Source organism: Bartonella senegalensis OS02 (genome assembly GCF_000312545.1).
In the GTDB taxonomy this organism is placed as follows: domain Bacteria; phylum Pseudomonadota; class Alphaproteobacteria; order Rhizobiales; family Rhizobiaceae; genus Bartonella; species Bartonella senegalensis.
On the sequence record NZ_HE997545.1, the window covers coordinates 48,982 to 52,308 of the forward strand.

Sequence of the window (3,327 nt, forward strand, 5' to 3'; positions counted from 1 at the left end):
ATTAAATTCGTTATTTATCAATGGCTTATGTGTACAATGTCCAGTCTATTTAAAAATTCTGTCGCTAGCGATAGTTCGCGCTCGCCTGCCCCGCAACGAAGCCAACCCGCTGGAAAGTACCTTTTACATTGATTTTATTGGTTTTTTTATGGAAAAAAACAAAGCATAAGTGATGATCTGTTTTTTAAATTGTCATAAGAATATGTTATGTAATGTATGAACCAATAAGGATATGTAATATGTAGATAAAGTTTGAGAACATGATCTAGGCTCTTTTATTGGCAGCATATTCTTGACGAGCAAGTTGTCTCTGTATGTTTTTGGTTAATCTTTCACTGGCATATTGTGCGATAGCATTTGCAATTTCTGGCTTGGACATAACTTTAGCAATTGATGGTCCTTCTTGTTTTGCAATGGGGAATTGGTCTCCGTCGGCTCTTTGAAACACATTCCCCCCATTTTTAAATCAACCCGCTTAGGAAAACTTCCTCCCTTAATAAAACCATGGGGCAAGATTTGTTTTTTCCCAAACATTGTGTAAGTCACACCGCGTTTTGTCTCTTTTGCTTTAAAAAATTTAAGAGGCAAGGGTGTTCCAGAACCAATAATATCTGTTTCGAGAAACTTAGCTGTAGCCTTTCCTTTAATATAAACGCCTTTTTTAACGCGCTTTGATTGGGCTGATGAGATGTCAGCAACTTGCTTCTCAGTAAAGCGCTCGACTTGCTTTGCTGCGGTGTTGACAGCATTACGCAAAGCCCAATTAAGGCGTGGTGCTTGAAGATTGGTAAAGGTATCTTTTACCTGTTGAAGATACCACTTTTGATGGATGATTAATTTCAATTTTTAAGCTTTTTAGCAGGAGGTGTTGATGGCTTGGAAACTTTAGGTGTTTCGGTCTGTTGAAGTGAAGTTTTTTCTGCTCCTAGTTTAGAAGATGTTTGTACTACTTCTTTTTCGATTGGCTTAGTCTGTTCAATTACCTTTTCAGATTTTATTGTGGTTTTACTTTCCACAAAAGGTTTTGCAGCATTGGCGCGTTTGAGGCGTGCGTAGACTTGATTGGAAACCTCCACAAATGGATTACTTGGAGTTGAGGTTTCAAGACGAATAGTGCTTTTATTATCGCCAAGAACACACATTGGCTTAGTGATGATTGCTTTCATCTTCGCTCCTTTTGAGGGAATTAATTAATGACATCATTGGTCAATAAATGTCATTTAATGGCTTTTGATGTGTGCAAAATAGATAAGCCAATTTTATCAATAAAAACAGTATGTTAAACCATTTTTAGAGTTTAATACTTTATCAAATTTTAGGGAATATTTTTGAATTTTAGATACAATACGACTAGTGCCGTACTGCCATTAAATAAAATTTTTCACGTATTGTCAATAGAAAAAATCACGATATTGTGTATTTTTTTCATTTTTTACCTAAATCTGGTGCTCAGAGAAATAAAATGACGCAAAATTTCTCTATTCAAATGAATCTTTTACATGACTTTTCTTCCTTTTCAATGAACAGTGTTTTACGGTACAACAAGATAAAGATTTGAACCAACTATGTAAGAAATGTTAATAGCTTAGCAAGGACTTCGTTCATAATCATGGGAGGGACTGTTTCCATTTTTTTCCCCAGGCGCGCTCCAATATCAAGAGCACGTGGCTGGTCACAACGTATCACACCTGTTGTATGCAATCCTGTTCCTACCAATGAGACAGCAAAACCTGCGGTTCGAGAAAAATTTCCTCCGCTTGTAATGGGCAAGACAATGGGTGTTTTCGTGACACGATTAAACGCCTCCGGTGACACAATCAGTACAGGACGCGTTCCTTTTTGCTCATAGCCTGAAGTTGGATCAAGAGACACAAGCCAAATTTCGCCCCGCTTTATCATAGGAGCTCTCTACCAACAGGTTTAGCATCAAACCATTCCCTATCCTCATCTACGAAATCATCTGAAGGATTACATTGAGCTAACAATTCATCAAGAGTGTAACTTGGAAATGTCTGTGGCTTCACAATCAATTGTCCATTATCAACAGCCAAACCAACTTGCGTGTTTTCAGTAAGATGGAGAATATCAAGCAAGGCGGGTGGTATAGAAAGCATCACTGACCCTCCAACTTTACGTAATTTTGTTGTATGCATAAAACATCCTCTCTAAAATATTATATAAAAATATAACATTTTATAAGCTATTTCAAGAGTTTCTGATGCTTTTATAAAAATACTCGTAAAACCTTACCATTTATTTTTGGGGTCAAAATATTTATGGAGCGCATTAAGGACGATATACAGCGAACCGACAAGATGTGATAGGGACTGATCTTCTATAATAAGATATTGCAATGCAGCATAAAAATTGTGCTGTCTGTAAAGGTGTTGTGTTTCTTTTATTACCTCTTGCATATTAAAAAATTGTTTTGTTGCAAATTCGACCCATTACTCTCTTGCTGCTTCATCAGAAGATGAGGGCATTTTATCATAAATTGCATTAGGCAAACCTTTTGCACAGAGATAATTGTTTCTTACTTCAAGATATTTTTGTGCAGCATCGTATTGATCTTGATTGAGATTTCCTTGTAAGAAAAGCTGTCCGATATAAGTACCGGAAAGCGGATTTTTAGCTTCTTCTATGGTCAAACAGAAGCGTTTGGCACGCATTTCTATTGCCAATTTATCGATAGGATCACGAGGCATTTTTGTCCGTGAGATACGCCCATTGGGTTCTCTGATACATCCTTCAATGCGTGGACGACCACGTTTTGCTCGTTTTTTTCTTTTTGTCATATTTTTCAATCAGAATGGCATGCTGTCATTAAGAGATATGCTATAATCCGAGGCACCGGAGGCGATAGCATAATTTTGAGCAGTAATGGGAGAGGGAGGGGTGTATTGATCTTTCTTTGCATCAAGCAACTGCAATTCACCTTTATATTGTGATAAGACAATTTCTGTTGTGAAGCGGTCAATACCGTTTTTATCTTGCCATTTACGGGTTTGTAATTTGCCTTCTACGTAAACTTTTGAGCCTTTGTGTAAATATTGAAGAGCGATTTTTGCCAAATGTGGATTGAAAACCACCACGGAATGCCATTCAGTTTTCTCTACTTTTTGGTGTGTGTTTTTATCCGTATAGCTCTCAGAAGTTGCCAACCGAAAATTGACCACTTCGGCACCAGAATTCATAGTTTTACTTTCGGGATTAGCCCCTAAATAACCAATTAAAGTCACTTTATTCAACATGTTTGTAAGTTCCATTTGATTTGCATTTTATATACGTAAAATCCTATCGTAATTTGTTTATTTTTTCAATTATTTC

Annotated in this window: 4 protein-coding genes and 2 pseudogenes; all 6 read right to left on the reverse strand. The window is 36.8% G+C overall.

Features of this window, described 5'->3' with window-relative positions:
• Positions 1 to 265: 265 nt before the first annotated feature.
• Positions 266 to 843, reverse strand: a pseudogene (locus tag BN200_RS08210) (hypothetical protein).
• Positions 840 to 1,166: a hypothetical protein gene (locus tag BN200_RS08215; protein ID WP_019222089.1), complete on the reverse strand. Its 327-nt coding sequence runs from the start codon at positions 1,164 to 1,166 to the stop codon at positions 840 to 842. The pseudogene BN200_RS08210 and the gene BN200_RS08215 overlap by 4 nt, the downstream one beginning before the upstream one ends.
• A gap of 397 nt (positions 1,167 to 1,563) precedes the next feature.
• Positions 1,564 to 1,896, reverse strand: coding sequence for a type II toxin-antitoxin system PemK/MazF family toxin (locus tag BN200_RS08220; RefSeq protein ID WP_034989436.1), 333 nt, complete (start codon positions 1,894 to 1,896; stop codon positions 1,564 to 1,566).
• Positions 1,896 to 2,153, reverse strand: coding sequence for an AbrB/MazE/SpoVT family DNA-binding domain-containing protein (locus BN200_RS08225; protein WP_019222091.1), 258 nt, complete (start codon positions 2,151 to 2,153; stop codon positions 1,896 to 1,898). The genes BN200_RS08220 and BN200_RS08225 overlap by 1 nt, the downstream gene beginning before the upstream one ends.
• A 93-nt stretch (positions 2,154 to 2,246) precedes the next feature.
• Positions 2,247 to 2,795: pseudogene (locus tag BN200_RS09030) on the reverse strand (hypothetical protein).
• A gap of 9 nt (positions 2,796 to 2,804) precedes the next feature.
• Entirely contained in the window at positions 2,805 to 3,251 is a 447-nt protein-coding gene (ssb, locus tag BN200_RS08235) for a single-stranded DNA-binding protein (RefSeq protein WP_019222093.1), read from the reverse strand.
• Positions 3,252 to 3,327 lie beyond the last annotated feature (76 nt).

Excerpts from the sequence above, each read along its gene's own strand:
- BN200_RS08215 (WP_019222089.1), bottom strand. The coding sequence starts at position 1,166 with ATGAAAGCAATCATCACTAAGCCAATGTGTGTTCTTGGCGATAATAAA.
- BN200_RS08225 (WP_019222091.1), bottom strand. The coding sequence starts at position 2,153 with ATGCATACAACAAAATTACGTAAAGTTGGAGGGTCAGTGATGCTTTCT.
- ssb (WP_019222093.1), bottom strand. The coding sequence starts at position 3,251 with ATGTTGAATAAAGTGACTTTAATTGGTTATTTAGGGGCTAATCCCGAA.